Annotated in this window: 4 protein-coding genes and 1 pseudogene; 3 read left to right on the forward strand and 2 right to left on the reverse strand. The window is 66.0% G+C overall.

What is annotated here, in order from left to right; genetic code table 11:
- The coding region (locus tag IC66_RS0111540) for an ABC transporter substrate-binding protein (RefSeq protein WP_038947719.1) at positions 1 to 979 on the forward strand (979 nt) is incomplete at its 5' end.
- A gap of 117 nt (positions 980 to 1,096) precedes the next feature.
- Here IC66_RS0111540 and IC66_RS0111545 read toward each other — a convergent pair.
- A complete protein-coding gene (locus IC66_RS0111545) occupies positions 1,097 to 1,627 on the reverse strand; it encodes a PRC-barrel domain-containing protein (RefSeq protein WP_018318630.1) in 531 nt (176 codons plus the stop codon).
- A 230-nt stretch (positions 1,628 to 1,857) separates the two neighbouring features.
- Positions 1,858 to 2,430, reverse strand: a complete 573-nt coding sequence (locus tag IC66_RS0111550; protein WP_038947720.1) for a hypothetical protein — start codon at positions 2,428 to 2,430, stop codon at positions 1,858 to 1,860.
- 180 nt (positions 2,431 to 2,610) lie between these two features.
- On the opposite strand from IC66_RS0111550, the gene IC66_RS0111555 reads away from it, so the two are divergent.
- Together IC66_RS0111555 and IC66_RS0111560 are read left to right on the forward strand one after the other, a co-directional pair.
- Positions 2,611 to 3,396 (forward strand): response regulator, encoded by a 786-nt coding sequence (locus tag IC66_RS0111555; protein ID WP_028145573.1) that lies wholly within the window; start codon positions 2,611 to 2,613, stop codon positions 3,394 to 3,396.
- Positions 3,397 to 3,410: 14 nt separating this feature from the next.
- Positions 3,411 to 4,729: pseudogene (locus tag IC66_RS0111560) on the forward strand (ATP-binding protein); the annotation flags it as partial.

Here is a 4,729-nt window from a genome sequence, read left to right on the forward strand (position 1 = left end):
GAACAAGCCCGACGTCGGCGTCAACATCGCCCGCAACTGGTATGACAACGACAAGGTCGACGCGATCTTCGACGTTCCGACGTCGTCGGTGGCGTTGCCGGTCTCGGCCCTGACGCGCGAGAAGAACAGGATCCACATCAATTCCGGCGGCGGCTCGTCCGACATCACCGGCACCGCCTGCTCGCCCAACACCGTGCACTGGACCTACGACACCTATGCGCTGTCGAACGTCGCCGGCAAGGCGATGGTGAAACGCGGCGAGGACAGCTGGTTCTTCGTCACCGCCGACTACGCCTTCGGCATGGCGCTGCAGCGCGACGCCGCCAACGTCGTCAAGGAGAGCGGCGGCAAGGTGCTCGGCGAAGTCCGCCATCCGCTCAACTCGTCGGACTTCTCCTCCTTCCTGCTCCAGGCCCAGGCCTCCAAGGCCAAGGTGGTCGCATTGGCCAATGCCGGCGGCGACACCACCAATGCACTGAAGCAGGCGTCCGAGTTCGGCCTGACGCAGGGCGGCCAGAAGATGATCGCGCTCTTGCAGGAGATCACCGACACGCATTCGCTCGGCATCAAGGCGACGCAAGGCCTGATCGTCACCGACGCCTTCTACTGGGACATGAACGAGGAGACTCGCGCCTTCTCCAAGCGCTTCAACGAGAAGGTCGGCCACATGCCGACCATGATCCAGGCCGGGCTCTACTCGGCGACCATGCACTATCTGAAGGCGATCGACGCCATCAAGAGCGACGAGGCGCCGAAGGTGATGGCGCAGATGCGCAAGACGCCGGTTAACGACTTCTTCGCCAGGAACGGCAAGATCCGCATCGACGGCCGCATGGTCCACGACATGTATCTGTTCGAGGTCAAGAAGCCCGAGGAATCCAAGGGCGAGTGGGACCTCTACAAGCCGATCGCCACCGTGCCCGGCGACGAGGCCTTCCGTCCGCTCGACAAGGGCGGCTGCCCGCTGGTGACGCACTGAGAGCCGTCTCCCTCCCCCCGCTAGCGGGACGAGGTAAGAAATAGACACGACAGCGCGCCCGGCGAAAACCGGGCGCGCTTCGTTCAGGCAGTTGCGCGGGCTGCATTACTCCCTGCATTACTCCGCGTACTTGAACTCCGGCATGTTCTTCAGCTCGTCCTTGCTGGCATTGAACACAGCGTGGTCCGGATACCACTTCGAGGTGGACGACGTCGTGGTCGCAGCCGGCCTGTCGGTGCCGGTCGCAGCGCCTGTCGTGGTGGACGCGGCGGGCTTGGCGCCCGGGTTCGTGCCGGTGCCGGTATAGGCGACGGCCTCGTTGACGAACTTCAATTTCTCATAGGGCACGGCGACCAGATGCTCGCCCATGCCGAGGAAGCCGCCGACGCCGATCACGGCAATCTTGACGTTGCCGCTCTTGTCCATCAGCAGCTCGTTGATCGAGCCGATGTTCTCGTTGGCCTCGTTATAGACCTTCAGGCCCGACATCTTCGACGTACGCCACTCGCCAGAAGCGGTCGTGGTGGCCGTCGTCGCGGTGGCCGCGGTCGGCGCCTTGTCGGTGGTGGCGGTCGGCGATTGCGCGAACGCCACGGTCGCAAGCAGTGCGGTGCCGGCGAGGCCGGCGGCGATGGATTTCGTCAGCATGTTGTCCTCTCCTTCACAGAAAAACTCGTGTAGAGAAAACAGCGCTGATCACACGCAGTTCCGTGCGCGCCGCAATTTCGTCGCGCTATGCGCGAGCGCGCAAACCTCGCAGGGAGTGTTCCTGCGTCACCCAGGAACATTTTGCGGCGCACGGTTCCCCGCCGACGATCATGCGCCCTGGGTGAAGCACGATCGCGGCGAGGACCCGCGCCGACCCGCGTCGCTCAGGGTCAGCTCTTGTAGTCGATCAGAAGCGCGGAGAAGTCGGAATTGCCGGACGAGCCGCCGTTGGCGCCGTAAGGCGAGCTCGATGATTGCGACTGCTGCAGCGCCTGCAGGAACTGCTGGAGGATCTCGGCGGTGGTCTGGTCGCTGGAGGTACTGCTGGTCGAGTCCGTGGACGACGCCGAATCCGAGGAGCTGTCGTCCGGCGGCGGACCGGGCGGAGGTCCGCCTGCACCACCGGGGCCGCCCGCCCCGCCCGGACCGTTCGCGAAGGCGGACTGAAACACGTTCTTCAGCTCCTCGGCCTGGTCCGAGGTCAGCGTGCCGTTCGACACCTCTTTCGAGATGAGGTCGTCGATCTTCGATTGCATCTCGTCCTTGGAGGGGCGCGTGCCGCTGGACTGGTCGCTCGACCGGCTCTGCTGGAGTGCCGTGTCGATGTCGGTCAGCGCCGTCGAGAGCGCCGACTGGTCCGAAGACGAGATCGTGCCGGCGGATACTTCCGATTGCAATTCCTGCTGCAGCCGCTGAAGCGGCGACTGGTGGTTGCCGGCGGAGGCCGCCGAAATCGAGGTCATGATGGCTCCTTGGATTTTGCGGGGTTTCGTCGCGGACCACGCCACGCTATGGTTAACGGCCTTAACGAGACCTTGCCCTTTCGCGACGGCGCGATTGCCGCCTGTTGCGGGAAGCCAACCAGAAACAATCCGAAACAAAAATCTTCGCCATTTGGCCCGAATCCTGGACAAACAAAGCGCATGGCCATTCCCAATCCCAACATCCTGGTCGTCGAAGACGACCGCGAAACCCGGACGTTGATTGCGAAGTACCTGCGCAACAACGCCTGCAACGTCACCGCCGTGAGCGACGGCCGCGAGATGTCGCGCGCCATGGCCGATCACCGCGTCGACCTCATCATCCTCGACGTCATGCTGCCGGGCGAGGACGGCCTCAGCCTGTGCCGCAAGGTGCGTGCCGAGGCGCAGACGCCGATCATCATGCTGACCGCGCGCGGCGAAGACGTCGACCGCATCGTCGGCCTCGAGATGGGTGCGGACGACTATCTGCCGAAACCATTCAACCCGCGCGAGCTGCTCGCCCGCATCAACGCCGTGCTGCGCCGCCAGGCCGCGGCTCAAGCGGCAAGCTCGATCGAAGGCGCGAGCACGCTCACCTTCGAGGGTTGGCACATCGACCTGCGGCTGCGCGAGCTGCGCAATCCGGAAGGCGCGCGCGTCGCGGTGACCAGCGCCGAATTCGATCTCCTGCGCACGTTCTGCGAACGGCCCGGCCGCGTGCTGTCACGCGACAGCCTGCTCGACCTCACGCAGGGCCGCAACACCGGATCGTTCGAACGCTCCATCGACGTGCTGGTCAGCCGCATCCGCCGCAAGATCGAGCCCAATCCGGCCGATCCCACCCTCATCAAGACGGTGCGCTCCGGCGGCTATCTGTTCACGCCGCGAACGCAGGTTGCAGGCCCTCAAGCAGCAAGCCCTCAAGCAGCGAGCACTGAAGCGGTTGCGGCGCCCCTGAGCAGTTGAAGCGGGCGCCGAGGATGAAGCCGTTCGGATTCTTCCACCTCAAGGGGATCGGCGGGCAGATCGCCGCGCTGGTGCTGGCTTCGACCGTCGCGCTCCATCTCGTCGTCACCACCGCCTTCCTGATCAGCCGGCCCGACCGCCCCGACACGCCGCCGGACGGCGCGCATCAGTTGACCGATGCCGCGCTGCTGCTCGGCTCGGCCGAGGCCGGCGAGCGTCCGCGCCTCGTCGCCGATCTCGCGCGCGCCTTCCCCAAGCTCGGCATCGAAATGCTCGCGCCCGGCACCGCAAGCGTCGAGGAGAACGACAATCAGCACCTGCGCGGGATGCGCCGTCATCTCGGGCGCGGCTACCGGGCGGTCCAGCTGACCTCGGACGGCACAGTATCCCGCGTCGGTGTCGCGTTGCCCGACGGCACCATGATCGCCGGGCATGTCGAGGGCGGGCCGCGGCCATGGTTCTGGGGCGCGCCGTGGCTGATGGCGCTGATGTCGGCTTTCATCTGCGTCAGCGTGCTCGGGCTGTGGGCGGCGCGCGCGCTGGCCGCTCCGCTGTCGTCCTTCGCCAAGGCCGCCGAGAATTTCAGCCTCGATGGCGGGGCGGAGCCGCTGCCGGAGCGCGGCCCGGAAGAGATCCGCTCGGTGGCGCGCGCGCTCAACCGCATGCATGAACGGATCGCCCGCCTGATGTCGGATCGCACCAGGATGCTCGCTGCGATCAGCCACGATCTGCGCACGCCGATCACGCGGCTGCGCCTGCGCGCCGAATTCATCGAGGACGAGGGCAACCGCAAGCGCATGCTGGTCGATCTCGACCAGATGCGCGCGATGCTGGAATCGGTGCTGTCGCTGCTGCGCAACGACCGCAAGGTCGAAGCCGTGACGCTGGTCGACATCGCCAGCACGCTCCAGCTCGTCGCCGACCAGTTCGGCGACATGGGCCATGTCGTGCATTATGACGGGCCGGCGTCCATGACCGCCGCCGCGCGGCCCGACGATCTGCATCGCGGCGTCACCAACCTGGTCGAGAACGCCGTGCGCTTTGGCGCCGAGGTGACGATCCGCCTCGACATCTCGGGCACCACGCTCGTCATCGACGTCGAGGACGACGGCCCCGGCATTTCAGATTCGCGCAAGCAGGAGATGCTCGAGCCGTTCGTGCGCGGCGACGATGCGCGCACCATGGACGAATCCACCGGCTTCGGGCTCGGCCTGTCGATCGCGCGCTATCGCGCTCGCCCATGGCGGCGAGCTGTCGCTGCACGACCGCAACCCACATGGACTAATCGTACGGATGCAATTGCCGCTCTGGCAGCAGCCGCGGCTCGCCGCCT

This window comes from Bradyrhizobium genomosp. III (assembly GCF_000261705.1).
GTDB classification, from domain to species: Bacteria; Pseudomonadota; Alphaproteobacteria; order Rhizobiales; family Xanthobacteraceae; genus Bradyrhizobium; species Bradyrhizobium ottawaense.

What these genes read in the sequence shown, in the direction of transcription:
- IC66_RS0111555 (WP_028145573.1), top strand. Translation starts at nt 2,611, where the DNA reads ATGGCCATTCCCAATCCCAACATCCTGGTCGTCGAAGACGACCGCGAA.
- IC66_RS0111550 (WP_038947720.1), bottom strand. Translation starts at nt 2,430, where the DNA reads ATGACCTCGATTTCGGCGGCCTCCGCCGGCAACCACCAGTCGCCGCTT.
- IC66_RS0111545 (WP_018318630.1), bottom strand. Translation starts at nt 1,627, where the DNA reads ATGCTGACGAAATCCATCGCCGCCGGCCTCGCCGGCACCGCACTGCTT.